Below are 25,268 nucleotides of genomic sequence, written 5' to 3'. Positions count from 1 at the left end.
ATCAATGAGCCAGCCATATTTAATCCATCCGATAGATTGAAAGATAGCAATGACATCGAAAGACACAGCGGGCGTCACCATCCGCAGCCGCAAGCACCACACCACTTCCACGCCGCGCCTGCATGGCACGGCACTGGCCGCGTTTGCCACCCTGGCCATGCCGCTGGCGCTGCACGCGCAAACGACGGACAAGCCGCAGCAATTGCAGGAAGTTAAGGTCGTCGGCACGGCCGAGCGCCTGATCCAGGCGCCGGTCAAATCGGCCAACGACAAGCTGACGGCACCGCTGCTGGACACGCCGAAATCCGTCACCGTGATTCCCGCCGAGATCATTTCGCAAACGGGCGCCGTCTCGCTGACGGATGCGCTGCGCACCGTGCCGGGCATTACCATCGGCGCCGGCGAAGGCGGCAACCCTGTGGGCGACAATCTGTTTATTCGTGGCTACAACGCGCAAACGGATACGTATATCGATGGCATCCGCGACACGGGTTCGCAATCGCGTGAGATCTTTGCGCTGGAACAAATCGAAGTCGTCAAGGGTCCGAACTCGGCCTACGGCGGACGTTCGTCCGCAGGTGGCGGTGTCAACCTGATCAGCAAGACGCCCAAAGCCGACAACTTCAGCAACGCCACCGTGGGCCTGGGCAGCGCCAAGTACCGCCGCGCCACGGCCGACGTGAACCGTGTCATCAGCGATGACGTGGCCGTGCGCCTGAACGTGATGGCGCACGACGCCCACGTTGCCGGCCGCGACTTCATCAATGGCGACCGCTGGGGCATCGCGCCATCGATCACCTTCGGCCTGAAGTCCGCCACGCAGGCGACCCTCAGCTACTACCACATGCAGGCTAGCGAGTTGCCGGATACCGGCTTGCCGTTCAACAACCCGTTCTCGTCCGGTGCCAACGTGTCGAAAAACGGCAACGGCACGCCCGTCAACGTGCCGCGCGATACCTTCTATGGCCTGGTGAACCGCGATTTCCGCGACACGCAGAGCGATATCGGCACCATCGACGTGCGCCACGACTTCGGCAACAAACTGGTGCTGCGCAACGTGACGCGCTACGGCAAGACCAGCAACGACTACGTGTGGACCCAGCCCGACGATTCCAAAGGCAACACCATGCTGTACGGCACCGTCTGGCGCCGCGCCAACACCCGCGTCACCGACACGGACGCGCTGGCCAACGCCACCAGCCTGGGCGGTGAATTCATGAGCGGCACGGTCAAGCATACCTACACGCTGGGCATGGAAATCAGCCGCGAGGAAACGGACCGCAGTTCGTACCTTTTCAAGCCGGGCACGAACAACCTGCTGACCGGCACCACCGCCTGCCCGACGTCGGGCGCCGCCACCGGCTACAACTGCGCGCCGCTGCTCAACCCGAACGCCAACGACCCATGGGTCTACACGCGCTCGGTGTCGCCGGCACGCACCAACGTGGTCACCAACACGCGTTCCGTGTACGCTTTCGACACCTTGGAATTCACGCCGCAATGGCTGCTCAACGTGGGCATCCGCTGGGATGACTACAAGAGCTCCCTGAACACGCCGCAATATACGCTCGACGGCAAGACCACCGCCGCCACCAGCGCCAACGTGCACGCCACGTTCGCCAGCTACCAGGCGGGGCTGGTGTACAAGCCATCGACCAACAGCAGCGTGTATGTTTCCTACGGCACCTCGTCCACGCCGCCGGGCAATGACGGCGGCGACGGCTTCGACGGCCTGTCGGTGGCCATCCAGAACCTCAAGCCGCAAGAAAGCAAGAGCTTCGAGCTGGGCACGAAATGGGAAGTATTGCCAGGCGGCCGTTTGTCACTGAGCGGTGCTTATTTCCAGAGCGACATGAGCAATGCGCGCGTGACGGCACCCGATGGCAGCACGCAGAACGTGGGCGACAAGCAAGTCAAGGGTATCGAACTGGGCGTGAGCGGCAACATCACCCGCGAATGGTCGGTCTTCGGCGGCTACACGCACCTGAACGCCATCGTGGAAAACAATGGCTACGTGACGAACGGCGTCGTCAATGGCGTGACGCAATACGCGCCGTCGCCGTACAACGGCAACCAGTTCCCGACCACGCCGAAAAACAGCGCATCGCTGTGGACCTCCTACCTGGTGACGCCTGCCATCACCATCGGCGGCGGCGTGAACTATGTCGATAAAGTCTACGCGAACGTGGCCAACAACAAGTATGCGCCGGCCTACACCCGCTTCGACGCCATGGCCAGCTATGTACTCAGCCGTAACGTGACCCTGCAGCTGAACATCCAGAACCTGACGAACAAGCTGTACTTCGACAAGGTGTCGTCGCCGCATTACGCCGGCGTCGCACCAGGCCGCTCGGCGACCCTGACGGCCAACATGAAGTTCTGATGTTTTTCAAGTTGATGTAGTGCAAGGCGCCGTTTCAGTGACTGAAACGGCGCTTTTTTTCATTTTGCGGTTCCCTTTTGAGCTTCTCGCTTGGCAATGTCAGTAGAGCAGAACGCAGAAGCGGAGCATTCCATGCAAGACATTCACCCGCAGGACAATGGCCGCGTGTTCGAACGCCTGCGCGTCGTGCGCCTGCGCCCGACGAGCGCGCGCATCTGCATCCTGCAGGTGCTGGCCGGCACGCAGCGGCAGGCGATGAATGCGGACAGCATTTATCAGCAACTGCTGCACATCGGCATGTCCGTGAGCCTGGGCACGATCTACCGCGTGCTGAAGGAAATGGAAGGGGCGGGCTTGCTGCTGCGCGAGCGCGATGCCAGCGCCAGCGGCAACAAGGCCCGCTATTTGATCAAGCCCGACCTGGTCGAGGCGGACAGCTGCTATCTCGTGTGCCGGGTCTGCGAACGCAGCGTGCTGGTGCAGGACGCGCCGCTGGTGGAGCAGTTGCGCCAGGCGGCGGCCACCTACGGCATGGAAATTGGCGCCCACGTGATTTCCGTGCAAATGCGCTGCAGCCATTGCTCTGGGGAAGCGCAGGCAGGGCGGGGCAAGGGCTTGCGCCCCGGCTGACGCAGACGTTGGCTTGCTGCGCTGCAACAGCAGAGGCGGGCGCTTGCACTCCTCGCCTGGCGGATTAGGCGCTACAATAGGGCACCTCTTTACTCTCCACTTGTCTCTTGCTGCCATGACCACCTCCACACCGAATCTTGTCGTCACCCCATCCGCCCACCCCTTGTCCGATAGCGAACGCGCCGCGCGCATGGTCAACCCGGCGTTTGGCCGCATCTTCACCGACCACATGGTGGTGATTCCTTACCGCGACGGCAAGTGGCAGCAAGGCGAACTGAAAGCTTACGGCCCGCTGATGCTGGACCCGTCCGCTTCGTCGCTGCACTACGGCCAGGCCATCTTCGAAGGCTATAAGGCGTTTGCCCAGCCGGATGGCAGCATCAAGACGTTCCGTCCGGAACAAAATGCCGAGCGCTTCAACCGCAGCGCCGCGCGCCTGGCCATGCCGGCCATTCCTGTCGAGCTGTTCCTGGAAGCGGGCGACGCGCTGATCGCGCAAGACCGCAACTGGGTGCCGAAGAACACGGGCGAGAGCCTGTACATGCGTCCGCTGATGATCGCCACCGACCCTTACCTGGGCGTGCGTCCGTCGGAAGAATACCTGTTCGTGCTGTTCGCCTCGCCGGCTGGCGCCTACTTCCCGAAAGGCGTGAAGCCTGTCACCGTGTGGATCAGCGAAGACTTCGTGCGTGCCGCGCCAGGCGGCACCGGTGAAGCCAAGTGCGCGGGCAATTACGCGGCCAGCCTGATGGCCCAGTCGCAAGCACAGGAAAAGGGCTGCGACCAGGTCGTCTGGCTGGACGCCGTGCACCGCGAATTCATCGAAGAAATGGGCGGCATGAATCTGTTCTTCGTCTACAAGGATGGCGAAAAGATCACCGTCGTGACGCCGGAATTGACGGGCACCCTGTTGCCAGGCATTACCCGCCGCAGCCTGCTGGAAATGGCGAAAGACCTTGGCTATGCGACGGAAGAGCGTAAATTGTCCGTCCAGCAATGGCGCGACGACATCGCCTCGGGCCGCATGACCGAAGTGTTCGCCTGCGGCACGGCCGCCGTCATCACCCCGGTGGGCGTGGCCAAGGCCAACGGCTTTGAAATGACCATCAACAACAATGAAAACGGCGCCGTCACCCTGGCCCTGCGCGAAGCGCTGCTGGGCTTGCAGCATGGCACGGCGGCCGATACGCATGGCTGGATGCACAAGGTCTGCTGATAAATGTCACCTGACCAAACCTGCTGCGCGTCGCGCTTTGCGGCCGGCGATGCTCACCGTACTACAGTACGGTTGCGCTTCTCGGCCACAAATCACTGCCGCTCGCTACGCTTTTGTCAGGTGTCGTGACTGATGTTTTCGCTCTGATTGCGCCGGCACTGTGTTGCCGGCGTTTTATATTCTGAAAGGGAAACCTGATGCAATTCCGAACTGTCTTGCCCGCGCTGGCCGCCGTTTTCCTCAGCCTGTCCGCCAGCGCCGCCCACGCGGCCGACGCCAGCTGCGCCATTCCCCGCAACGTCAGCTACGTCGATTACGACGTGAAACCGTCGGACGAGAAAAACACCTGTTACAAGCAAAGCACCAACGTGCCCACCGATCATTTCATGCTGGCGCTGTCGTGGTCGCCGGGCTTTTGCGACAGCCAGCGCCGCCGTGGCGAAGTGTCGAAGAAGGCCGCCTTCCAGTGCGCCGAGAGCAATCACTTCGGCTGGATCGTGCATGGCTTGTGGGCGCAGTCGGACAACCCGGCCACCTGCGAAGACATTTCCGTGACGCCGCCGCGCAAGACGGACTTGCATCCGCGCTACTGCAAGGGCAATTTGCCGAAACTGGCGCCGTCGGACATCCTGCCGTATATGTGCATGCAGCCGGGCGAAGCCTTGCTGCAGGGCGAGTGGGAAAAACATGGCGCCTGCGACTTCGACACGGCCAAGCAGTATTTCGAGAAGGAACGCGAACTGTTCCAGGCCTTGAAGTTGCCTGACACCACCATGCCAAAGAACGAACTGTTCCAGTGGATGAAGCAGCACAACCCGCAGCTGAAAGGCCGCTGGCTCGGCTATGAAAAGCACTCGGGCGAATTGCGCATCTGCTACTCGAAGGACTTCAAGGTCATCGATTGCAAGAAATAACGTTCCCGTAGTCATCCGATAACAGACCGGCCGGCTGCCGGCAGACTGCGTTCATCCATGCTAGTGTGTTGCCTGCGGCCATATTGCTGGCAGTACCAACAAGAAGATGCCCGGCGCAGGCGTTGCCGGCGGCGCGGCATGGCATTCGTATCGGATAGATGATGTTCAAGCAAAACAGGGCGCAGCCCTTCCTCGTGGGCGAGGACGGCTTGCCGCCCAATGCCCGTTTGTGGGCCATGCTGTCGCTGGCCATCGGCGTGGGCATGGCTTCGCTCGATACGGCGATCGCCAACACGGCCTTGCCAGCCATCGCCAGCGAGCTGCATACCACCCCGGCCGCTTCCGTCTGGATCGTGAATGTGTACCAGCTGGCCATGGTGGCAAGCTTGCTGCCGTTTTCCGCCCTCGGCGAAATCGTTGGCTACCGCCGCGTGTTCATCTCCGGCATGTTCCTGTTTACCCTGGCCTCGCTGGCGTGCGCGCTGGCCTGGTCCTTGCCGTCGCTGGTGGTGGCGCGCCTGTTCCAGGGTGTCGGCGCCAGTGCCATGATGAGCGTCAATACGGCGCTGCTGCGCGCGCTGTATCCCAAGCATCTGCTGGGCCGCGCGTTTGGCAACAATGCGCTGGTGGTGGCCGTCGCGTTCGCCATCGGTCCCACGGCCGCTTCCCTGATCCTGGCGACGGCGTCATGGCCGTGGCTGTTCGCCATCAACGTGCCGCTGGGCGTGCTTGGCTTCTTCCTGGCCAGCCGCATGCTGCCGGCCACCAGGCTGTCCGGCCACACGCTCGACGCGCGCACGGCGCTGTACAACGTGGGCGCCTTCGGCCTGCTGATCCTGCTGTTTGGCGACGCCGCCCATCACGCGTCACTGTCGACCTTGCTGCCGGAACTGCTGGCCGTGGCGGTCTTCTTTATCCTGCTGCTGCGCCGCCAGGCGGGGCATGCGGCGCCCATGCTGCCCGTCGACCTGTTCCGTCGCCCGCTGTTCCTGCTGTCCTCGCTGACGGCCATCTGCACGTTTGCCGCGCAGGGCCTGGCCTTCGTGTCTTTGCCGTTCTATTTTGAAGTGACATTGGGCCGCTCGCCCGTGGAGACGGGATTTTTGATGACGCCATGGGCCGTGCTGGTGGCCGTGATGGCGCCCGTGGCCGGACGGTTGAGCGACCGTTATTCCCCAGGCGTGCTGGGCGGCATCGGCCTGGCGGCGCTGGCTGGCGGCTTGCTGACCCTGGTATGGATACCGGCGCAGCCCAGCGCCTTTGACATCGGCTGGCGCATGGCCGTGTGCGGCATCGGCTTCGGCTTTTTCCAGGCGCCCAACCTGAAAGCCATCATGGGCAGCGCGCCGCCCGAGCGGGCCGGCGGCGCCAGCGGCGTGGTGGCCACTTCGCGCCTGATCGGCCAGGCCACAGGCGCGGCGCTGGTCGCCTATTGCTTCACGGTCTCCGCCACCCGGGGCACGACGTTTGCGCTGTGCCTGGCAGCAGGGTTTGCCGCCGTGGCCAGCGTTGCCAGCTTCTCGCGCCTGGTGGTGGTGCAGCCGGCGTGGCTTGCCGGCAAGCGCGACTGAGCGATCGCGGCCGTCAGACGTCGATGGCCTTGTCGGACTGCATGCGCTTGCGCAGTTCGAACTTCTGGATCTTGCCTGTCGACGTGCGGGGCAGGGGGCCGAAATAAATGGCTTTCGGCACCTTGAATCCGGCCAGGTTGTTCTTGCAAAAGGCGATCAGCTCCGCTTCCGTCACCGTGCCGCCTTCGCGCAATTCCACAAACGCGCATGGCGTTTCGCCCCATTTTTCATCGGGCTGGGCGATGACGGCGGCGGCCAGCACTTGCGGATGGTGGTATAGCGCGTCTTCCACTTCCACGCTGGAAATGTTCTCGCCGCCGGAGATGATGATGTCCTTGCTGCGGTCCTTCAGCTTGATATAGCCGTCCGGATACATCACGCCCAGGTCGCCCGTGTGGAACCAGCCGCCCGCGAACGCTTCCTGCGTGGCCTTTTCATTTTTCAGATAGCCCTTCATGCAGATGTTGCCACGGAACATGATCTCACCGATCTGTTCGCCGTCGGCCGCCACCGGCTGCATGGTGTCCGGATCGAGCACGGCCACGGCGCTTTGCAGATGGTAGCGCACACCCTGGCGCGACTTTAAAACGGCGCGCTCTTCCTGCGACAGCGCGGCCCATTCATCCTGCTCGGCGCAAATGGCGGCCGGGCCATACACTTCCGTCAAGCCATACGAGTGGATCAAGTCGAAACCCATGGCTTCGATCTTCGCCACCATGGCCGCTGGCGGCGGCGCGCCGGCCACCATGCCGCGCACGGTCCAGTCGATTCCTTCGCGCCAGTTGGCGGGCGCATTGGCCAGGGCCGCATGGACGATGGGTGCGGCGCAATAATGGGTGATGCGCAGTTCACGCATCAGGTCGAACACCAGCTTGGGTTCGAACTTGCGCAGGCACACGTTCACGCCCGCGCGCGCGGCAACCGTCCACGGGAAGCACCAGCCGTTGCAGTGGAACATGGGCAAGGTCCACAGATACACGGCATGCTTGGGCATGTCCCATTCCAGGATGTTCGACAGGGCGTTCAAGGCCGCGCCACGGTGGTGGTAGACCACGCCTTTCGGATCGCCCGTGGTGCCGGACGTGTAGTTGAGGGCGATGGCATCCCATTCATCGGCGGGCGGCTGCCAGTCATACTCGGGGTCGCCGCTGGCCAGCAAGGCTTCATAGTCGAGCTCGGCGAAGGCTTCCACTTCCGGGCCCAGCACATCGTTGACCTGGATCACGCGCAAGCCGGGAATCTGCGCCGCCATCTGGCGCGCCAGTTCCGCGAATTCCGTGTCGGCCAGCAAGACTTTCGCCTGGCCATGGCGCAGCATGAAGGTCAGCGAGGCCAGGTCGAGGCGGATATTCAGGGCATTGAGCACGGCGCCGGCCATGGGTACGCCAAAGCTCGCTTCCACCATGGCGGGCGTGTTCGGCAGCATCACGGCCACCGTGTCGCCCGTGCCCACGCCCAGCTTGACGAGGCCGGAGGCCAGGCGCCGCGTGCGCGCATATGTCTCGCGCCAGCTCTGGCGCACGGCGCCATGTGCAATTGCCAGGCGATTGCCATATACTGCGGCTGCCCTGGCGATATAGTCGAGCGGGGTCAGGGCCGCGTAGTTGGCGCTGTTTTTGCCGAGGCCGGTGTTGAAATCAGCTGTCATGCTTGTCTCCTGGTAAAAGAATCTGGTAGCTCCCTGTTTCGGGATTGATAGGGCTTAGCATAGCACCGGCGCTGGAAAATCACTGTCATCTTAGTGACAGCTGCGGTGTGAAACTGAAGGATGGAATGGATAGCAGCGATAGTGTAGACCGTGCGGTGCCTGAACTCGACAGCCACGAGTGGTTCACGGCCCTCGACAGCGGGCATCAGGCCCTGTTGCGTGGCGGCAGCGTGATCCGGCATGTCGAGGCGGGCGCCTTCATTACGCGGCGCGGCGAGCCGTCGCAGCACTGGATCGGCGTGCACACGGGCTTGATCAAGCTGGCTGTCTACAACGCCGATGGGCGCGGCGCCACGTTTTCCGGCGTGCCGGCCGGCGGCTGGTGCGGCGAGGGAAGCGTGCTCAAGCGCGAATTGCGCCGCTACGACGTGGTGGCCGTTCGCGCTTCCGATATCATCCTCGTGCCGGTGGAGCTGTTTCATCTGCTGCTGGCGGAAAGCCTCTCCTTCAATGCCTTCGTGATCCGCCAGCTGAACGAGCGCATGGGGCAATTCATCGCCACCATCCAGAACCAGCGCCTGCTGGCCGTCGACGCGCAAGTGGCGCAGGCGATCGCGCAACTGTTCCACCCGATGTTATATCCGCGCACGTCCCGCGTGCTTGAGCTGTCGCAGGAAGAGATCGGCATGCTGACGGGCATCTCGCGCCAGCGCGTGAACCTGGCGCTGGGCCGGCTGGCCGAGCTGAACCTGATCAATATCGCCTACCAGTCCATCCGCGTGGTAGACCTCGGCGGCTTGCGCCGCTACGGCGTGGCGTCGCTGTGATGACAGACGGCTTGCACGATGTGTGGCATGCTGGCGCCTGGTTCATGACATTGACTTGACGCATGGCACTCGTTTCCGACCATCCCTTGCACTTGCTGGGCTTGCGCTTTCCGCTCAGGCTGCGCGTGACCGTGCGCCAGGGATTTGTTACCCTGCATAATGAAATCACCACCAAGAAACTCGGCAGCGGCGACAGCTTCGTCGTGCCCGCGTTCTTGCGTTTCGCTTGCGACGTGATGCCGGGACGCGGCAAGCCTGCCGTGTTCACCCTGGCGCTGGAAGCGGAGGAAACGCCGGAGTGCCATGGCGGCGGCAAGCGCTGGAGCCAGGCGCTGGCCCAGCATATCTTTCACTCGCCGCAAGGCAAGTGGACGGCGGCGCGCCTGGCCGCCCTGTGGCAGGTGACGCCGCACAAGGCGCGGGCGCGGCTGTTTGCGGAAGGCGAAGCTTTGCTGAGCCTGGTACGCGAACAGCGGCTGGCGCACGCGCTGCACACGGCCGCGCAGGCCGGCGGCGAAGGTGAGGGAGAAGACGAGGGCGAAGGTGAGGGCGGTACGGCGCGCGACCTGGCGCAAGTGGCGGCCGGCTCCGGTTTCGCCTCGATTCCCGCGTTTTGCGATGCCTGCGTGGACGTGGCCGGCGTGCGCCCCAGCCTGTTCCTGCGCGGGCAAGGCGGCGTGTCCGCCCGCGTCTCCAGCGCCGCGCCCGGATAGCCATACTCCGCTATAATCGTGGGCATGGGACAATTTTTGAAGCGCAAACAGTGGCATATGTGGTTCGCCTGCCTGGCGATACTGCTCAATGCGCTGTCGCCATCCCTGTCGTATGCGTTTGCCTCCCTGCACGCGAACGCCAACGGTGCGCCCATCGAAATCTGCTCTGCCAGCGGCGCCGTGTACACGCAAGCCGACCTGGCATCCGCCTTCAAGACGGCCAAATCCACCACCGATTCCGTGCTGCACCACATCGAGCATTGCCCGTTTTGCATGAACCATGCGGGCAGCGCGGGCTTGCCGCCACCGCTGTCCGCGCCGCTGGCCGTTGTCACGGGCCACGATGCCTACCCACCGCTGTTTTACCAGGCGCCGCAAGCGCAGTTTGCCTGGCTTGGCGCCAGCCCGCGCGGCCCGCCGTCCCTGGCTTGATTCCAGCTGTCCTGCCTGCCGTCCTGCGGTAGCCAATCTACGTCCACACTTGTCTCAACTACGCCCATTGGGCCGGAACTACCATGAAACGTCGTCTTTTTCTTCTCGCCGGCACGGCGGGATTGCTGACGCTTGCCGCTTGCGAGCCAGCACCGAAACCCCATTACAACGGCCTCGACCTGACGGGCGGCGATTACAAGCCCGATTTCAGCTTGAGCGGCCCCGACGGCAAGGTGTATACCCTGGCCGACTTCAAGGGCAAGTATGTGATGGTCTTCTTCGGCTTCACGCAATGCCCGGACGTGTGCCCGACGGCACTGTCGCGTGCGCTGGAAATCCGCCAGAAGCTGGGCGCCGATGCCGACAAGCTGCAAGTGATCTTCATCAGCATCGACCCCGAGCGCGATACGCCCGAGTTGCTGGGCGAATACATGCGCGCCTTCGATCCCAGCTTCCTCGGCTTGCGCACGGACCCGAAAAACACGGCGCAGACGGCCTTCAACTACAAGGTCTTCTACCGCCGCGTGCCCAGCGGCAGTTCCTACACCATGGACCACACGGCCATCAGCTATGTGATCGATCCGCAGGGACGCATGCGCCTGGGCTTGAAGCACCAGATGACGGGCGACGAGTGCGTGCAGGACATCAAGACCTTGATGAAATCGAAATACACCTTATAACAATCTCTGGAAGGAATGACCATGACCCATCTGAAAACCCTGCTGGCCACGGCCCTGGCCGTACTGTCGTTCTCCGCCGCCGCCCAAAGCGGCGTGCAAATCACCGATCCATGGGTGCGCGCCACCGTGCCGCAGCAAAAGGCCACGGGCGCCTTCATGCAGATCACGGCGCCGAAAGCCATGCGTTTGCTGGAAGTGCGCTCGTCCGTCGCGGGCGTGGCGGAAATCCATGAAATGAGCATGGCGGACAATATGATGCGCATGCGCCAGGTCAAGGAAATCGCCTTGCCGGCCGGCAAAGCCGTAGAGCTGAAACCTGGCGGCTACCACGTCATGCTGCTGGACTTGAAGGGCCAGGTCAAAGCGGGCGACAAGATCCCGCTGACCCTGGTGCTGGAAGGCGAGGACAAGCACCGCGAAACCATCGAAGTCAACGCCGTGGGCCGTCCGCTGGGTGCCACGCAAGCCCCGATGCCAGCCATGAAACACTGATCGCCGGCATGCTGCACGAAAGCCCGGTACGCCGGGCTTTTTTGTGTCCGGCTGAAAATTAAACAGCTGTTTGATATAATTCCGTACAATATTAAACAGCTGTTTAAAAAATGGGAATGGCATGACAGAAGAACCTAGGAACGACAAGGAAACGGAACCGGCCCGCGCGCGCATCCTGCAAGTGGCGGCGGGCCTGTTTGCCGACGACGGCTACAAGGCCACTTCCGTGCGCAAGATTTGCGAGGCGGCAAGGGTCAACGTGGCGATGGTCAATTATTACTTTCATAGCAAGGAAGAGCTGCACCTGGCCGCCTTCGACTATGCGCGCGAACTGGCACGCGCCTCGGCCGCCGAGGTGGCTGCCGCCAGCGCGCAGGCACAGTTGCCGCCCGAGCAGCAGTTGCGCCTGGCCATCGAAGCGCTGGTGTTTGACATGCTGCGCGCGGGCCACGCATCGCTGTTCAGCCGCCTGGTGGCGCGCGAACTGATCGAGCCGACGGCCGCCATCCACAAGCTGGCCGAACGTAATGTGCGCCCGCAGCACGCGCTGTTCACGGGCCTGGTGCGTGGCGTGGTAGGCCCGGCAGTGCCGGCGCCGGTGGTGCAGAAATGCGTGTTCAGCGTGATCGGCCAGGTCGTGTTCTATGCCCGTTCGCGTATCGTGCATGAACTGGTGGTGCCGGAAATTACCTATGACGAGGCAGGCATCGCCAGCATCGCGCAGCATATCGCCGCCTTTTCCCTGGCGGCCCTCGACGGCTTGCGCCGCCAGCATGACGATGTACAGGTGAGCGCATGAAGGCGCGTAAGCTGACCCTGGTGCTGGCCGGCCTGTCCATGCTGGGCCCGTTCGCCACGGATACCTTCCTGCCATCGTTTCCCGCGATTGGCACGCATTTCGATGTCAGCAGCGTGCTGGTGCAGCAGACCCTCAGCGTCTACCTGGCCGCCTACGCCTTCATGACCTTGTTCTACGGCACCTTGTCCGATTCGTTCGGCCGCCGTCCCGTCATTCTCGCCTCGCTGCTGATCTTTGCCGTGGGTTCGATCGGCGCCGCCTTTGCGCCCAGCTTTGGCTGGCTGCTGTTTTTCCGCGGCATGCAGGGCGCGTCGGCCGGTGCGGGCAGGGTGATCGGACAAGCCATCGTGCGCGACAGCCTGTCGGGCGCGGCCGCGCAAAAGATGCTGGCCAACATCATGATGGTGTTCGGCATCGCGCCCGCCATCGCCCCCGTCATCGGCGGCTGGCTGCACGTGGCCTACGGCTGGCAATCGACCTTCGTCTTTACGTTTGGCGTCACGGTGCTGCTGTTGCTGGCCTGCTTGAAAGGTTTGCCGGAAAGTTTAGCTGTCGAGCAACGCCAGCCGTTCCACCCGGGCACGATCGGCCGCAACTACTGGCAGGCGCTGCGCCACCGGGCGTTCCTGCTGCGCTCGCTTGCCGTGGCCTTTGCCTTCGGCGGCTTTGCCCTGTACATCGCGTCGGCGCCGCATTTCATCCTGGAGCTGCTGCGCTTGCCGGAAACGGCGTTTGGCTGGATGTTCATTCCCATGGTGGCGGGGCTGGTGCTGGGCTCTGCACTGTCCGGCAAGCTGGCCCACACGGTCAAGAGCACCGTGCTGGTGCGCTGGGGCTTGCTGGCCATGGCCGCCACGGGTGCGCTGAACATGGCGTACAACCACTGGTTTGCCGCCAGCATCCCGTTCGCCGTCGTGCCCGTGATGCTGTATGCGTTCGGCATGTCGCTGGCCCTGCCGGGCATGACCATGTCGACCCTGGATATTTTTCCGCAGATGCGCGGCCTGGCTGCCTCGCTGCAGAATTTCGTGCAGATGGTGCTGTTTGCGCTGGTGTCCGGTTTTGTCGCACCACTGCTGTTCGACAGCGCCTTCAAGCTGGCCCTGGGCCAAGCGTCGGCCGTTGTGCTGGCCAGCCTGTTCTGGTGGCTGGGCACGCGCCAGGGCGTGGCCCAGGCCGTTTCGAAGGTTGCCAACGCGGCATGAGCGCAGCCATTACTGGTGGGCATGCTTCCTGCTTTGTTACACTGTGACAATCAGACCCGTGCGGCGGACGCCACGGCACGCGCGCGGGTCTAAGCAGTTTTGCAACTTTACCTTTGGCTATCATGCACTTGATTAACTCCAGTTTGAACCACGCCTTGCGCGTGCCGCTGGCTGCGGAAATCCACTCGCGGCCATTTTTGCAGCTCGACGCCCCCGAGCTGATCACCCATCTGGCCGTCTACCGCGATGACGCCGGGGCGAACGGCGCATCGAATATGTCGGCCCAGCACGCCACGCTGGCGGCGCTGTGCACGCATTTCGGCGTCACGCCGCCTAGCACCGAAGCCAAGTATTTTTATTACGACTTTGGCCGCTTCCGCCTGAAATGGGAATGCCACACGGAATTTGCCACGTTTACCTTTGCCGAACATCCTGGCGCCGCCTTGCCTTTGGCGCAGGCGTTCGAGCGCATGCCTTTGGAACAATTGCCGCAGCAGTGGCTGGCAAGCTTGAAGGGCAAGCTGATGGTGGCCGCGCACGTGGTGCTGGAGCAGGCAACGGAACCTGCCGAAATTTTCATGCAAGGCCTCTCGCGCGTGTTCGAGGGCAATACCCTGGCCGGCAGCAAGGTGCTGCAGGGCGGTGAGTTGTGGACGGATTTCACCATCCAGTCCGATGGCTTCAGCCGTTTCGTCATCCGCGACGCGGGCATGCGTTCGCAGCAGTCGGGCCGATTGGTGCAGCGCGTGCTGGAAATTGAAACCTACCGCATGATGGCTTTATTGGGCTTGCCGTACGCCATGCAGGCGGCGCCATCGCTCAATGCCATCGAGACTGAACTGGCGACCCTGGCCGCCGCCATGGTCGACACGGACGACGCGCCCGGCACCGGCAAGGCCGATGACGGCGTTGCCGAGCAAACCTTGCTTGACCGCATCACGCGCCTGGCGGCCCGCATTGAAAAGCTGTCGCTCGACAATAGCTACCGTTTTTCCGCCTCGAAAGCCTACATGGGCCTCGTCAAGGCGCGCATCGAGGAACTGCGCGAGGAGCGCATCGAAGGCATTCCCACGGTCGAGGAATTCATGGACCGCCGCCTGACGCCGGCCATGAACACCTGTGAAGCGATGGCCAGCCGCCAGGAAGCCATGGCGCAGCGCATCGCCAACACGAATGACTTGCTGCGCACGCGCGTGGGCATCGTGCAGGAATTGCAGAACCGGCAAATCCTGCAATCGATGAACGCCCGCGCGGCGCAGCAGCTGCGCCTGCAGCAGGCGGTGGAAGGCTTGTCAGTGGCGGCGATCTCGTATTACGTGATCGGCCTGTTCAGCTACACGGGCAAGGCGGCCAAGGTGATGGGGCTGCCCGTGAATCCGGAAATCCTCGTCGGCGCGCTGGTGCCGTTCGTGGCTGCCGGCGTGTGGCTGGGCTTGCGCCGCATGCACCACAAGTTGCACGCGGATTGAACCGGGCGACTAGAAAAAAAGTTCTAGACATGACGTTCTAGAATGGGTATTCTAGCGTCATGTTAAAAAATATTCCCACTCCCCATCCCACGGCCGCCGAACTGGACCTGCTGCGCATCCTGTGGCAGCGCGGTCCCGCCGACGCCCGTGCCGTGTACGAAGCCCTGGCGGCGGAACGTGCAGACGCCAGTTACGCCACCGTGCTGCGGCAGTTGCAGCTCATGCATGGCAAAGGATTGCTGAGCCGTGATGAAAGCCAGCGTCCCCAGCTGTACGCTGCCGTCGAGGCGCAGGAAAAACTGCAAACCAGCTTGCTCAAGGATTTGATCGGCAAGGTATTTTCCGGTTCCGGCAAGGCGCTGGTGCTGGCTGCGCTGCGCGAGCACGTGAGCGATGCGGAGCGCGCCGACATTGAAAAAATCCTGCGCCGTGAAAGCGATGACAAGGGCGCAGGCAAGCCATGAGCCTGCCCACCATTTCAACCCTGCACCTGCACCTGCACCTGCTGCTGCCCGCGCTGGGCTGGGTGCTGCTGTATTTTGTCTGGCAAGGGCTGCTGGTTGGCGCCGTATCCGCAGCCGGCCTGTGGCTGCTGCGCGGCGCCGCGGCGCGCTGGCGCTATGCGCTGTGCGCGCTGGCCTTGCTGCTGTGCCTGGCAATCCCCGCCGCGCATCTGCTGGCCCTGCTGCTGGGCGACGCTCCTGTCCCGCCATCCTCGTCCACGCCGCTGCCCGCCTGGCGCGCCGCCATTGATGCCTGGCTGCCGGCCCTGGTGCTGGCCTGGAGCGCCGGCGTCGGCCTGATGAGCTTGCGCCTGTGCCTGGGCCTGGCCTGGGTCGGCAAGCTGCGCCGCCAGGCGGTGGCGGCACCGGCCATCTGGCAGGCGCGCCTCGATGCCCTGGCACAGCGCATGGGCTTGCGCAAGGCGCTGCCGCTCAAGCTGCATGCGGGCTTGTCCAGTCCCGTGACCGTGGGATTCTGGCGTCCCGTGGTGCTGTTGCCCGTGGCCTTGCTGAGCGGCATGCCTGTGGCCCTGGTCGAAGCCTTGCTGGCGCATGAACTGGCCCATGTGCGGCGCTGGGATTACCTGGTCAACCTGCTGCAAAGCGTCGCCGAGGCGCTGCTGTTCTTCCACCCCGTTGTCTGGTGGCTGTCGGCCCGCATGCGGGCGAACGGGAACAAGTGGCCGACGCGCTGGCCGCGCAAGCGCTGCACGATCCGCAGCAGCTGGCCAGCGCGCTGCACGCCCTGTCCTTGCAGGCATCGTTGCCTGGGGCCCCGCATGCACAGGAAGCAGCCCAGTCTGGCTTGCTGCTGTCGGCCCGGGGCGGCGCGTTGCTGACGCGCATCCGCAGCCTGGTGGCGCCAGCCCCCGCCGCCAGCGGCTGGAAACTGGCCGTGCCCGCCTTGCTGCTGGCGGGCGCCACCTTGTTCATGCAGACGCAGGGCAAGCCGGCCGTCGGCGCGGCGACGCTGGCCGAGGCCACGGCCGCCATGCTGGACTTGCCCGTGAGCGCCAAACACATGTTGGTCTTCGACGACAGCACGGGCCAGGTATTGATGGCGAAAGACGCGGACGCCGTGGTGCCGATCGCTTCCATCACCAAGCTGATGACGGCCATGGTGGTGCTCGACGCGGGACTCGATCCGCAGGAACAGCTGCGCATCGTGCGTGCCGATGGCGCGTCTTCGATGCAGCGCGACAGCCTGCTGGCCGATGGCGCGGCCGTGTCGCGCGGGGCCTTGCTGCAGCTGGCGCTGCTGCCATCCGAAAACCGCGCCGCTGCCGCGCTGGCGCGCACCTATCCTGGCGGCCACGACGCCTTTGTGCAGGCGCTGCAAGCAAAGATCCACAGCCTGGGCCTGACGCGAACCCATTTGCGCGAGCCTGTCGGCAGCTCGCCGGGCAATACCTCGACGGCCACGGAAGTGGCGAAGATCGTGGCCGCCGCCGCGCGCTATCCGGACATCGCCCGCATCACCAGCCACCCGCAGGCCAGCGTGGCCGTCAACGGCAAGACGCGTACCTTGCGCAATACCAACCCGCTGGTGGGCGGCAAGGGCTGGGACATCGTGCTGTCGAAAACCGGCAGCAGCCACGAGGCTGGCAGCTGCCTGAGCATGCGCATGCGCAGCGGCGGCAAGAACGTCACCGTGGTGCTGCTGGACGCCGACGGCGCGCAGCGGCGCTCGCTCGACGCGGGCAATATCCGCGACACCCTGGCCGGCAGGACGGCCCGCATGTACTGATCCCCCTGGCGCGCCGCGCCGCGGCCGCCTTTTTTTTTACACTCTGGAGATGAAGATGACACTATTGGCGAAGTTGATGCTGGCGACGGTTGCGACCATGTCGGCGGCTACCGTGCAGGCAAAGACACCGGCGCCCAAGCCGGATACCCCTGTCGATTGCGACAGCTGCAAGGCGTGGAACGGGGAAGTCACACCGTTCAACGTATTTGGCAATACCTGGTATGTGGGCACGGCCGGCTTGTCCGCCGTGCTGGTGACCAGCCCGCAAGGCCACGTCCTGCTCGACGGCGCGCTGCCGCAATCGGCGCCTCTGATCATCGCGAACATCGCGGCGCTGGGTTTCCGCATCGAGGATGTGAAATTCATCCTCAATTCCCACGCGCATTGGGATCACGCGGGCGGCATCGCCGCGCTGCAGCGCGCCAGCGGCGCCACCGTGGTGGCCAGCGCCTCGGGCGCCCTGGGATTGCAAAGCGGCACCAACGGCAAGGATGATCCGCAATTCCAGGCCAAGCCTGTCGTGCATGTGGCAAAGGTGGAGAAGGTCAAGGTGGTGGGCGAGGGCGATTCCATCAAGCTGGGGCCGTTGAACCTGACGGCGCACATGACGCCAGGCCACACGCCAGGCGCCACCACCTGGACCTGGACCTCGTGCGAAGGGCAGCGCTGCCTGGACGTGGTGTATGCCGACAGCCTGAATCCGTATTCCAGCGGCGACTTTACGTACACGGGCAAAGGGGGCGGCCCCGATATCTCGGCCTCGTTTGCCGCCAGCATCGCCAAGGTGGCGGCCCTGCCGTGCGACATCATTCTTTCCGTGCATCCCGATTCGACGGGCGTGCTGGACAAGGCGGCCAAGCGCAGCGGCGAACACAATCCCTTCATCGACGCGAACGCCTGCCGCGCCTATGCGGCCACGGCGGACGCCATGCTGACGAAACGGCTGGCGAAGGAGCGCGGCGTGGCCCTGCCTGCGGCGGCCCCGGCTGCCCAGCACGCGCACTAGGCTGGCTGCACCAAGCTGCCTGCCTAAGCTGGCTGCATCAGGCGCGCTGCAGCAGGCGCTACGTTCCGGGCATGGCCGCGGGCTGTATGGCCTGGCCTGCCCGGGCTTTTTGCAGGCGCTTCAGAAATACCGCCATTTCCCTGGCGGCCTGCATGTCGCCTTGCCGCTGTGCCACTGCCGCGCCCGCCGTCCAGGCGGCTTCGGCTTCTTCCAGCCGTTCCAGCTGCCGCAGTGCCTTGCCCAGCAGCTTCCAGGCGGCCGAATAGCCGGGCTGCTGCGTGGTAGCCTGTGTCAGGTGGACGACGGCTTGCTCTGCATCATTTTCCTTCAGGCAGGCGTCGCCCAGGCCAAAGCGCAGCAGGGCGTTGTCGCGGCCCGACGCCAGCAGTTTTTCCAGTTGTGTACGCATGCACGCCTCCATTAATATACAAGTCGATACTTGCATATTAATCCCTGCGTCGTCGGGAAACAAGGCGGCGTGCGCCGGGACGCGTCGCGCATTGCCAGGCCAAGGCACAGGTATTGCCGGAGTATTTTTCAACAAGCCTTTTAATGAGAATGCATTATCATTTATAATGCAAGCTTATTGCATTGATTTGCCCTTGTCAGGAATCCCATGTCCGTGTTTTCACGCCGCCCCGTGGCGCTTTTGCTGGCCGCCGCCAGTCCCCTGGCGCTGGCCTTCGACCCCGCCGTTGCCGTTGACGATGCTGGCGAGGCCCGCGATGTCGTCACCGTCAAGGCCGAGCGCCAGCATTACCGCAGCCTGTCGGCGACGGGCGCCACCAAGACGGATGCGCTGCTGATGGATTTGCCGCAGAGCGTGCGCGTGCTGACGGGCGACCTGCTGCGCGACGCGGGCGTGACGACCCTGGCCGGCGCGCTGGACCTGGCCAGCGGCATCTCGAAGCAAAGTCCGCTCGGCGGCCTGTGGGACAGCTACGCCATGCGCGGCTTCACGGGCGACCCGAATTTCGGTTCCGACTACATGGTCAACGGCTTCAGTTCCAGCCGCGGCTACAACGGCATGCGCGACGCGGGCAACACGCAGAATGTGGAAGTGCTGAAAGGCCCGGCCTCGGCCCTGTATGGCCGGGGCGAGCCGGGCGGCACCGTCAACATCACGACGAAAAAGCCGAAGTTCGCGCCTGAATACAGCGCCGATGTGTCGCTCGGCAGCTTCCATGCGCGGCGCGCCGCCGCCGACCTGACGGGACCGCTGAGCGAGACCATCGCCTACCGCCTGAACGCCGCCCACGAAGAGGGCCACAGCTTCCGCGACACGGTGAAAGTCGAGCGCAGCCTGTTCTCGCCCTCGTTCATCTGGCTGGTGGGCGAGCACACGAGCGTATCGTATGAAATCGAGGCCGTGCAACAGCGCGCGCCGTTCGACCGTGGCGTCGTCGCCGTCAATGGCAAGCTCGGCGTCGTTCCCGTCTCGCGCTTCCTGGGCGAACCGGGCGATGGTCCCATGACGGTCAAGTCGCTGGGACAGCAGCTGTTCCTCCACCATGCGCTGTCCGACGACTGGACGCTGCAGGCGGGCGCTTCCTACCGCGACAGTGAATTGACGGGGTATTCGACGGAGGCGAACAACTTGCTGGCCGATGGCCGCACCTTGCGTCGCCAGCGGCGCCACCGCGATTTCTCGGCCACCGACGTCTCCGCCCGCGTGGAGGTGCTGGGCAAGTTCAGGACGGGCGCGCTGGCGCACGAGATGCTGCTGGGCGTGGACGCCTATCACTTCGATGACCACCGGGTGCAGCTGCGCCGCAATCCCTCGGCCGCGAATGCCTATGCCATCGACATTTTCAATCCCGTGTATGGCGGCCAGGCCGCTCCGCTGGCCCTGTCCATCGATACGCAGGAAGGACAAAGGGCGCGGGGACTGTATGCGCAGGACCAGGTAGACCTGGGGCCGCGGTGGAAGGCGCTGGTGGGCGTGCGCCACGATAGCTATACGCAGGACGTGATGAATAACCGCCTGCACGTGAGCAACCGCCAGTCGCTGTCGGCCACCAGCCCGCGCGCGGGCCTCGTCTACCAGCCGTCGAAAGCCTGGTCGCTGTATGCGAGCGCGGCGAAAGGTTTTCGCCCCAACAGCGGCATCAGCATCGACAACCAGGCCTTCCCGGCGGAGCGCAGCCGCGCGTATGAACTGGGCGCGAAGCTGGACACGGGCAAGCTGACGGGCACCGTGGCCGTGTACGACATCCGCAAGAGCAATGTGCTGACGACCAATCCCGCCAACACGGATTTCGCCATCGCGGCGGGCCAGGTGGGCAGCCGTGGACTGGAGCTGGACGTGTCGGGCGAGCTGGCGCGCGGCCTGCGCGTCTCGGGCGCCTACGCCTACACGGACGCCACCGTCACGCGCGGCGATAACACGATCGTCACGGGCAGCCGCTTCGCCAACGTGCCGCGCCACGGCGCCAACCTGCTGGCCACGCAGCAATTCGCGCTGGCCACGGGCACGGCCAGCGTGGGCGGCGGCGTGCAATACGTGGGCGAGCGCAAGGGCGACGTCGCCGCCAGCAGCAGCTTTACCCTGCCGGCCTACACGACGGCCAGGCTGCTGGCGTCCTACTCGCCGAATGCGAAACTGCGCCTGGCCGTGAACGTGGAAAACCTGTTCAATCGCAGCTACTATGCGAGTTCCTACAGCCAGCTGTGGGTAGCGCCGGGAGCGGAGCGCACGGTGACCTTGAATGCGCATTACAGGTTTTGATTTAATCACCCAACAGCCAAGTGCCGGGGTCAGACCCGCCGGGGGAATATGCCCCAATGGGGCATATTCCGATTCCGAAGGAACTGACCCCAGTTTTTGCCTGTGGGTTGAAATAATACTGTCGACTCACTAAAGTGTTTACATCAACCAATGACTGTTTCCCCGACTTCCCCCGCCACCCTGCGCACCCGCATCGCCGTCATCGACGTCATGCGCGGCCTCGTCATGCTGATCATGCTGTTCGACCATGTGCGCGAAACGTTCTTTCTGCACCACCAGGTGGGCGACCCCATGGATGCGGCCCATGTCGATCCGGCCCTGTTCTTCACGCGCCTGGCAGCCCATGTGTGCGCGCCCATGTTTGTCTTTTTGACGGGGCTGTCAGCCTGGCTGTATGCGCATCCGGCGGCCGGCCCGCGCAGTGCCAGCGGCTTTCTGTTCAAGCGTGGCTTGCTGCTGGTGGTGCTGGAACTGGTCTTCGTCAACTTCGCCTGGATGGGTACCTTCACGCCCGCGATCCTGTATCTGCAGGTGATCTGGGTCATCGGCCTGGCCATGATGGCGCTGGCCGTGCTGCACAAGTTGCCGTTGAAAGTGCTGGCCGTGCTGGGCGTGGCGATTATCGCCGGCCAGCATCTGTTGACCGACCTGCGCGCGCAAGAGGGCAGCTTTGCGTATTACGTGCTGACGGTGCTGCTGCAACGCGGTTACCTGGTGGCGGACGGCGCCATGAAGATCAAGGTCAGTTATCCGCTGCTGCCATGGATAGGCGTGATCGTGCTCGGCTATGTGGCCGGCCCCCTGTATGCGCGCAGCCGTTCGCCGGAGGAGCGCCGCCGTCTGCTGCTGGCGCTGGGCGGCGGCGGCTTGCTGCTGCTGGCCGTGCTGCGAGGCTTCAATCTCTACGGTGAAACCTTGCCGTGGCTGGCGGGCGACACGGCCGTGCGCACGGCCATGAGCGTGCTGAACTTCACCAAGTATCCGCCGTCGCTGGACTTTTTGCTGTTCACGCTGGGCCTGGGGCTGCTGGGCATGGCCTGGCTGGAAAACGTCGATAACTGGTTCACGCGGGCTTGCGCCACCTTTGGCGGCGCGCCCATGTTTTATTATCTGCTGCACCTGTATCTGCTGCTGGCCATCCGCATCGCCGTGACGGCCGTGCTGGGTGCCAACCATGGCGACCGTTATGGCGTCGAGCACGTCTGGCAGGTGTGGCTAATCGCGCTGGCCCTGATACCCGTGCTGTACTACCCATGCCGCGCGTTTGCCAACTACAAGCGCACGTCGAAGCAGGCCTGGGTGCGCTACTTCTGAGTTTGCCTACTTGCAGTAGAGGCGATCAATGCTATGCGGCGACGCCAGGTAATGCCGCGTCTGCCAACCGATGGCCACCCGGTAGGCGCAGGGCGGGTCGAGCGCCACGTTGACGGGGAAGCCGCCATTGTTGCCTGAAAGGTGAGGACCGCCCGCGCCGCCGCGGAACAGGTAGTTGCTGGGCGGCGGCGGTGGCGTGAAGCTGGCGGCCGGCAGTGGCGGCGGCGGGTGCGTGATGCCGTTGTTGTTGGAAATGGTGATATTGAAAAAGCGCAGATGCGGATGGTCGATGGTGTACAGGATATGCACGAGGCCGCCCGCGATGGGGTTGCAGGCATTGCTGCGCAACTCTTCCAGGTCCAGCGCCACGATGACGGGGGAGTTGTCAAAGACGATGGAGTCGAGCCCGTCCGTGGCTACCAGCGCCAGGCTGGTGCCATCGCGTACTTCAAAGCCCAGGCGGTAGCGGCGTATGGGTTCGCTCTCGGCCGCCGTCAGGCTGCGGCCCGCATCGAGGATGGGCAAGCCGCCCGGCAGCTTGGCCGGATGCAGGCTGGTGATGGCGGGCGTGTTGACGGTGAGCAAATCGAAGGTGCGCAGGAAGATGCCGGGCGCCACGTTGACGATCGCCGTCGTGCCGTCGCGCATGTCCACCGTGACGGGCTTGCCATCGACCCGTATCCAGCCGCCCGGTTTCACATCGCCCGTATCGATGATGACGGGCGCCGAGTCGCCCAGGCCCAGGCCGTTCGTGTAAAACACATAGCCGACGTGCGTACCGAGGAGCTGCGTCAGCGGCGCCAGGCTGGCGGGCGCGACCGAGGGGATGGCCGTCGGGTCGTCGCTGCCGCCGGACCAGGTCCATTCGCCGATGAGGAAACGGTATTCGAGCGGATGGGCAGGAATGGCGCTGTTGCGCAGCGGACAATTGCCCTTCAAGGTGACGCCGCCGGCGAACACATAGGAAGCGCCGGGGCCGCCCGCATAGCCTTGCGCGGAAAAGCCGGCCAGCGACGGAAACGGGTGGATGTCGAAGATTTCCACCTGCTGCCAGTGCGGCACGCCTTCCACGTCGGGCGGCAAGACTTCTTTCGAGCACAGTTCGACGCAGAAACAGTGGCCCACGTTTTCGCGCCCCGGCTGGCGCCCGTTGGCCTGCGTTTCCGACAGGATGGGCACGCTGCCCAGCTGCGCCGTGAAATATACGTCGGGGCCGCTGGCGAACTCCACGTTGATGAACGGAGAGAAAGGCGTCAAGGTGAAGTCCGAACTCAGGTAATCAATGCGGAAGCGCCCGCTGGCATCCGTCACCGCAACACCTAGCGCATCGTCCTGCAGCCAGTCGGCGTCGAACGCGCGCACGGTGGCGCCGGCGATCGGCGCTTGCGGCGCATCGCAGGTGCGCAGGCGGCCGCAGATGGTCCAGGCGCCGAAGCGGGCGCGCACCAGGCACCAGAAGCGCTGCGGCAGGCAATAGTCCCAGACGGCAAGGAAATCGTTCTCGGCCTGGCGCCAGCGGGGCTGGATGGTGGTGATGGAGAACTGCAGCGGCACGGGATCTTTCGGCCCCGGCTTCAAATGGGGAACGGTCGGGCACAGCACGTCCACCTCGACGGCTTCGCCCTGATAATTGTCATCCAGGGTGTAGCCGTAGTTGCCGTCCTCATCCGTGCGTGCTTCGGCCAGCAGGAAGGGCGCCTTCGCCTGCACTTCCTCGTCGGTCAGGATGGCAAAGGTTTCCTTGGCGCTGGCCACCGCCAGGGCCGTGACGTTTTGCGTCTCGCGTGGCCGGTACAGGCGCACGATGACGTGCGACATCGGTTCAGGACACTCGGCACAGATCAAGCCGCACAGCTTGCCCCGCAAGATATAGGCCATGGTGGTCTCCAGCATGATTGGACAGCAGCACCGCCCGGAATGGCGGCGCTGTTACCAAGCTAGCAAAAGACTGACGGACGGATTTGATCTGGATTAAAGGCGGGCCGGCTATTTGATCAGCGCCAGTACCTCGCGGAAACGTGGGTGCTTGCAGTCGCGCAGCCATTCGAAGGCCAGCATCTCCACCGTCACCAGATGGGCACCGAGCTTGCCCAGCCGTGCCAGGGCAGCGTCGCGGCTGGCGGCCTGGCGCGAGCCGACGGCGTCGATGGCGATGATGACTTCATACCCGAGCTGCAGCAGGCCGACGGCTGTCTGCAGCATGCACACATGCGCTTCGCAACCGGTGACGACGACCTGTCTGCGCCCGGCGGGCAGTATCTGCTGCAAGCCATCGAAACAGGCGCCGAAATGCGTCTTGTGCAGGGTCTGTTCGCACAGTGCGGCGATCTCTTCCACGTTCGGTCCCAGCCCCTGGCGATTCTGTTCCGTGCCCAGCACGGGCACGTCGAGCAGGCGGGCAATCCTGGCCAGGCGCAGGTTCTGTGCCAGGACCAGGCCGGCGTCGTGGATGGCCGGCATCAGGCGGCCTTGCAGGTCGACAATGACCAGTACGGCCTGGTTCGCATCCATCAGCATGGCGTTCTCCTTATTAGTATGTAGGTGGCGACAGTGTAGCGCGCCGCGGTTGGCTCAAGCTGGCCAGCTGGGCGTGGCCGTCTCGCCCATCAGGTAGGCGTGATTCAGCTCGATGGCGCTGCGCAGGTAATTCCACAGGGCGCTGACCCGGGCGATGTTGCGCCGCTCGCTGGGCGAGATCATCCAGAACGAGCGCACGAGGTCAATGTCGCCATCGAGCACGGGCACCAGTTCGTTCGACTGCTGCGCCACGAAGCAGGGCAGGATCGCCAGCGCCTGGCCCGCGCGCGCCGCGTGGTACTGGGCAATCACGCTGGTGCTGCGGAACGCACGCAGCGAGTCGGGCGCCACGTTGTCCATGTAGCGCAGCTCGGCGCTGAAGACCAGGTCGTCCACATAGCCGATGATGGGTGCTGCGCCAGTTGCGCCAGGCTCGTGATCGGCGCATGGCGCGCCAGGTAGGCGGGCGTGGCG

At 64.1% G+C, this 25,268-nt stretch carries 24 protein-coding genes; 19 read left to right on the top strand and 5 right to left on the bottom strand.

What is annotated here, in order from left to right:
• Positions 1-49: 49 nt before the first annotated feature.
• The 5 genes from JaAD80_RS25380 to JaAD80_RS25360 all read left to right on the top strand — a co-directional run bounded on the left by JaAD80_RS25380 (position 50) and on the right by JaAD80_RS25360 (position 6,714).
• The gene (locus tag JaAD80_RS25380) at positions 50-2,383 is read left to right on the top strand and encodes a TonB-dependent siderophore receptor (RefSeq protein ID WP_102298690.1); all 2,334 of its coding nucleotides are present in this window, start codon (positions 50-52) and stop codon (positions 2,381-2,383) included.
• A gap of 132 nt (positions 2,384-2,515) precedes the next feature.
• Positions 2,516-3,013 (top strand): Fur family transcriptional regulator, encoded by a 498-nt coding sequence (locus JaAD80_RS25375; protein ID WP_180979588.1) that lies wholly within the window; start codon positions 2,516-2,518, stop codon positions 3,011-3,013.
• 115 nt (positions 3,014-3,128) lie between these two features.
• Complete coding sequence (locus JaAD80_RS25370) at positions 3,129-4,229, top strand: branched-chain amino acid aminotransferase (protein WP_102298686.1); 1,101 nt, start codon at positions 3,129-3,131, stop codon at positions 4,227-4,229.
• 197 nt (positions 4,230-4,426) lie between these two features.
• The gene (locus tag JaAD80_RS25365) at positions 4,427-5,143 is read left to right on the top strand and encodes a ribonuclease (RefSeq protein ID WP_102298684.1); all 717 of its coding nucleotides are present in this window, start codon (positions 4,427-4,429) and stop codon (positions 5,141-5,143) included.
• 161 nt (positions 5,144-5,304) lie between these two features.
• A complete protein-coding gene (locus JaAD80_RS25360) occupies positions 5,305-6,714 on the top strand; it encodes an MFS transporter (RefSeq protein WP_258003172.1) in 1,410 nt (469 codons plus the stop codon).
• Between the two features lie 13 nt (positions 6,715-6,727).
• Here the strand turns inward: JaAD80_RS25360 and JaAD80_RS25355 are convergent, their stop codons facing one another.
• Positions 6,728-8,362, bottom strand: coding sequence for an acyl-CoA synthetase (locus tag JaAD80_RS25355; RefSeq protein WP_102298681.1), 1,635 nt, complete (start codon positions 8,360-8,362; stop codon positions 6,728-6,730).
• Between the two features lie 125 nt (positions 8,363-8,487).
• Here JaAD80_RS25355 and JaAD80_RS25350 point away from each other — a divergent pair, with 125 nt between their 5' ends.
• The 12 genes from JaAD80_RS25350 (at position 8,488) to blaTHIN (ending at position 18,235) form a co-directional block, all read left to right on the top strand.
• The gene (locus JaAD80_RS25350; protein WP_102298679.1) at positions 8,488-9,189 is read left to right on the top strand and encodes a Crp/Fnr family transcriptional regulator; all 702 of its coding nucleotides are present in this window, start codon (positions 8,488-8,490) and stop codon (positions 9,187-9,189) included.
• A 62-nt stretch (positions 9,190-9,251) separates the two neighbouring features.
• Entirely contained in the window at positions 9,252-9,902 is a 651-nt protein-coding gene (locus JaAD80_RS25345) for a hypothetical protein (RefSeq protein WP_102298677.1), read from the top strand.
• Positions 9,903-9,926: 24 nt separating this feature from the next.
• Entirely contained in the window at positions 9,927-10,334 is a 408-nt protein-coding gene (locus tag JaAD80_RS25340; RefSeq protein WP_102298675.1) for a DUF2946 domain-containing protein, read from the top strand.
• Positions 10,335-10,417: 83 nt separating this feature from the next.
• Positions 10,418-11,014, top strand: a complete 597-nt coding sequence (locus JaAD80_RS25335) for an SCO family protein (RefSeq protein WP_258003171.1) — start codon at positions 10,418-10,420, stop codon at positions 11,012-11,014.
• A 21-nt stretch (positions 11,015-11,035) separates the two neighbouring features.
• A complete protein-coding gene (locus tag JaAD80_RS25330) occupies positions 11,036-11,506 on the top strand; it encodes a copper chaperone PCu(A)C (protein WP_180979587.1) in 471 nt (156 codons plus the stop codon).
• A 121-nt stretch (positions 11,507-11,627) separates the two neighbouring features.
• Positions 11,628-12,305 (top strand): CerR family C-terminal domain-containing protein, encoded by a 678-nt coding sequence (locus JaAD80_RS25325; RefSeq protein WP_102298671.1) that lies wholly within the window; start codon positions 11,628-11,630, stop codon positions 12,303-12,305.
• Positions 12,302-13,510, top strand: coding sequence for a multidrug effflux MFS transporter (locus JaAD80_RS25320; protein ID WP_102298669.1), 1,209 nt, complete (start codon positions 12,302-12,304; stop codon positions 13,508-13,510). The genes JaAD80_RS25325 and JaAD80_RS25320 overlap by 4 nt, the downstream gene beginning before the upstream one ends.
• A gap of 122 nt (positions 13,511-13,632) precedes the next feature.
• Positions 13,633-14,979 carry a DUF3422 family protein gene (locus JaAD80_RS25315; protein WP_102298667.1) on the top strand — a complete coding sequence of 449 codons (1,347 nt, stop codon included), beginning with the start codon at positions 13,633-13,635 and terminating at the stop codon, positions 14,977-14,979.
• Positions 14,980-15,038: 59 nt separating this feature from the next.
• Positions 15,039-15,443: a BlaI/MecI/CopY family transcriptional regulator gene (locus JaAD80_RS25310; RefSeq protein WP_102298666.1), complete on the top strand. Its 405-nt coding sequence runs from the start codon at positions 15,039-15,041 to the stop codon at positions 15,441-15,443.
• Positions 15,440-16,321 (top strand): M56 family metallopeptidase, encoded by an 882-nt coding sequence (locus tag JaAD80_RS31675; RefSeq protein WP_102298664.1) that lies wholly within the window; start codon positions 15,440-15,442, stop codon positions 16,319-16,321. Before JaAD80_RS25310 ends, JaAD80_RS31675 begins: the two co-directional genes overlap by 4 nt.
• A gap of 92 nt (positions 16,322-16,413) precedes the next feature.
• A complete protein-coding gene (locus JaAD80_RS25300; protein WP_308410644.1) occupies positions 16,414-17,229 on the top strand; it encodes a serine hydrolase in 816 nt (271 codons plus the stop codon).
• A 55-nt stretch (positions 17,230-17,284) separates the two neighbouring features.
• Positions 17,285-18,235 carry a THIN family subclass B3 metallo-beta-lactamase gene (gene blaTHIN / locus JaAD80_RS25295; RefSeq protein WP_102298701.1) on the top strand — a complete coding sequence of 317 codons (951 nt, stop codon included), beginning with the start codon at positions 17,285-17,287 and terminating at the stop codon, positions 18,233-18,235.
• A 58-nt stretch (positions 18,236-18,293) separates the two neighbouring features.
• Here the strand turns inward: blaTHIN and JaAD80_RS25290 are convergent, their stop codons facing one another.
• Positions 18,294-18,644, bottom strand: coding sequence for a tetratricopeptide repeat protein (locus JaAD80_RS25290; protein ID WP_102298661.1), 351 nt, complete (start codon positions 18,642-18,644; stop codon positions 18,294-18,296).
• A gap of 207 nt (positions 18,645-18,851) precedes the next feature.
• On the opposite strand from JaAD80_RS25290, the gene JaAD80_RS25285 reads away from it, so the two are divergent.
• Both JaAD80_RS25285 and JaAD80_RS25280 read left to right on the top strand, forming a co-directional pair.
• Positions 18,852-20,963, top strand: a complete 2,112-nt coding sequence (locus JaAD80_RS25285) for a TonB-dependent siderophore receptor (protein ID WP_180979585.1) — start codon at positions 18,852-18,854, stop codon at positions 20,961-20,963.
• A gap of 150 nt (positions 20,964-21,113) precedes the next feature.
• Positions 21,114-22,277: a DUF1624 domain-containing protein gene (locus JaAD80_RS25280; RefSeq protein WP_102298659.1), complete on the top strand. Its 1,164-nt coding sequence runs from the start codon at positions 21,114-21,116 to the stop codon at positions 22,275-22,277.
• A 6-nt stretch (positions 22,278-22,283) separates the two neighbouring features.
• Here the strand turns inward: JaAD80_RS25280 and JaAD80_RS25275 are convergent, their stop codons facing one another.
• The 3 genes from JaAD80_RS25275 to JaAD80_RS25265 form a co-directional block, all read right to left on the bottom strand.
• Entirely contained in the window at positions 22,284-24,155 is a 1,872-nt protein-coding gene (locus JaAD80_RS25275; protein ID WP_146012535.1) for a carboxypeptidase regulatory-like domain-containing protein, read from the bottom strand.
• A gap of 108 nt (positions 24,156-24,263) precedes the next feature.
• Entirely contained in the window at positions 24,264-24,794 is a 531-nt protein-coding gene (locus JaAD80_RS25270) for an isochorismatase family protein (protein WP_102298656.1), read from the bottom strand.
• Between the two features lie 54 nt (positions 24,795-24,848).
• Positions 24,849-25,268 (bottom strand): LysR substrate-binding domain-containing protein (locus JaAD80_RS25265; protein ID WP_374755282.1); only part of this gene is annotated, 420 nt, incomplete at its 5' end.

Origin of the sequence: Janthinobacterium sp. AD80 (assembly GCF_002878455.1) — a bacterium.
In the GTDB taxonomy this organism is placed as follows: Bacteria; Pseudomonadota; Gammaproteobacteria; order Burkholderiales; family Burkholderiaceae_D; genus Janthinobacterium.
Note: the sequence above shows the minus strand (reverse complement) of the source record. Positions and strands in the feature narration are given on the sequence as shown.

Bases quoted from the DNA above. Each gene is read 5' to 3' on its own strand.
- JaAD80_RS25380 (WP_102298690.1), top strand. From the start codon at position 50: ATGACATCGAAAGACACAGCGGGCGTCACCATCCGCAGCCGCAAGCAC.
- JaAD80_RS25375 (WP_180979588.1), top strand. From the start codon at position 2,516: ATGCAAGACATTCACCCGCAGGACAATGGCCGCGTGTTCGAACGCCTG.
- JaAD80_RS25370 (WP_102298686.1), top strand. From the start codon at position 3,129: ATGACCACCTCCACACCGAATCTTGTCGTCACCCCATCCGCCCACCCC.
- JaAD80_RS25365 (WP_102298684.1), top strand. From the start codon at position 4,427: ATGCAATTCCGAACTGTCTTGCCCGCGCTGGCCGCCGTTTTCCTCAGC.
- JaAD80_RS25360 (WP_258003172.1), top strand. From the start codon at position 5,305: ATGTTCAAGCAAAACAGGGCGCAGCCCTTCCTCGTGGGCGAGGACGGC.
- JaAD80_RS25355 (WP_102298681.1), bottom strand. From the start codon at position 8,362: ATGACAGCTGATTTCAACACCGGCCTCGGCAAAAACAGCGCCAACTAC.
- JaAD80_RS25350 (WP_102298679.1), top strand. From the start codon at position 8,488: ATGGATAGCAGCGATAGTGTAGACCGTGCGGTGCCTGAACTCGACAGC.
- JaAD80_RS25345 (WP_102298677.1), top strand. From the start codon at position 9,252: ATGGCACTCGTTTCCGACCATCCCTTGCACTTGCTGGGCTTGCGCTTT.
- JaAD80_RS25340 (WP_102298675.1), top strand. From the start codon at position 9,927: ATGGGACAATTTTTGAAGCGCAAACAGTGGCATATGTGGTTCGCCTGC.
- JaAD80_RS25335 (WP_258003171.1), top strand. From the start codon at position 10,418: ATGAAACGTCGTCTTTTTCTTCTCGCCGGCACGGCGGGATTGCTGACG.
- JaAD80_RS25330 (WP_180979587.1), top strand. From the start codon at position 11,036: ATGACCCATCTGAAAACCCTGCTGGCCACGGCCCTGGCCGTACTGTCG.
- JaAD80_RS25325 (WP_102298671.1), top strand. From the start codon at position 11,628: ATGACAGAAGAACCTAGGAACGACAAGGAAACGGAACCGGCCCGCGCG.
- JaAD80_RS25320 (WP_102298669.1), top strand. From the start codon at position 12,302: ATGAAGGCGCGTAAGCTGACCCTGGTGCTGGCCGGCCTGTCCATGCTG.
- JaAD80_RS25315 (WP_102298667.1), top strand. From the start codon at position 13,633: ATGCACTTGATTAACTCCAGTTTGAACCACGCCTTGCGCGTGCCGCTG.
- JaAD80_RS25310 (WP_102298666.1), top strand. From the start codon at position 15,039: ATGTTAAAAAATATTCCCACTCCCCATCCCACGGCCGCCGAACTGGAC.
- JaAD80_RS31675 (WP_102298664.1), top strand. From the start codon at position 15,440: ATGAGCCTGCCCACCATTTCAACCCTGCACCTGCACCTGCACCTGCTG.
- JaAD80_RS25300 (WP_308410644.1), top strand. From the start codon at position 16,414: ATGCAGACGCAGGGCAAGCCGGCCGTCGGCGCGGCGACGCTGGCCGAG.
- blaTHIN (WP_102298701.1), top strand. From the start codon at position 17,285: ATGACACTATTGGCGAAGTTGATGCTGGCGACGGTTGCGACCATGTCG.
- JaAD80_RS25290 (WP_102298661.1), bottom strand. From the start codon at position 18,644: ATGCGTACACAACTGGAAAAACTGCTGGCGTCGGGCCGCGACAACGCC.
- JaAD80_RS25285 (WP_180979585.1), top strand. From the start codon at position 18,852: ATGTCCGTGTTTTCACGCCGCCCCGTGGCGCTTTTGCTGGCCGCCGCC.
- JaAD80_RS25280 (WP_102298659.1), top strand. From the start codon at position 21,114: ATGACTGTTTCCCCGACTTCCCCCGCCACCCTGCGCACCCGCATCGCC.
- JaAD80_RS25275 (WP_146012535.1), bottom strand. From the start codon at position 24,155: ATGGCCTATATCTTGCGGGGCAAGCTGTGCGGCTTGATCTGTGCCGAG.
- JaAD80_RS25270 (WP_102298656.1), bottom strand. From the start codon at position 24,794: ATGCTGATGGATGCGAACCAGGCCGTACTGGTCATTGTCGACCTGCAA.